At 46.2% G+C, this 520-nt stretch carries 1 protein-coding gene; it reads right to left on the bottom strand.

Annotated elements, in window-relative coordinates; translation table 11 throughout:
• Nucleotides 1-520 (bottom strand): dicarboxylate/amino acid:cation symporter (locus R7093_RS28015; RefSeq protein WP_318147383.1); only part of this gene is annotated, 520 nt, incomplete at both ends.

The raw sequence follows: 520 nt of genomic DNA on the forward strand, positions 1-520 counted from the left end.
GTTCACGAGTTGCACGGAGAAACGCCTTTGGAGAAGTTCCAGTCGTAATGCCAACTGCCATTGGATAGAAGATGAAAATCCAGAACACAAGCATAGCCACGACAAGCGCAACGTAACCTGCAACAGACATCAATGTATTAGCATTTAAGGTTGCACCTAGTTGAATCATCAGAGCAAACACACCGTAAGGTGCTAGACTCATGACCAAACCAACCAGCTTCATCATGATCTCATTGGCCATCTTAAACGTGCGGATAGCAGGGCCACCACGAGAATCCAGAGCTTGAATGGCTAGACCTGTCAAAATAGCCATAAAGATAATTTGTAGCATGTCGCCGTTAGCAAAAGCTTGTACTGGATTGCTTGGTACAATGTTTACCACGAGCGAGAAAATATCTGGTGTTTCAGTTGTCGTCAGCTTGACGGTTTCAGAAACCGTACCCGCTAAGTTTGCACCAGCACCCGGTTGGAAAATTAAACCTACGGTCAGCGCTGCTGCGATCGCAATGATGGTATTGAG

The sequence above is a fragment of the Vibrio sp. 1580 genome, assembly GCF_033340055.1.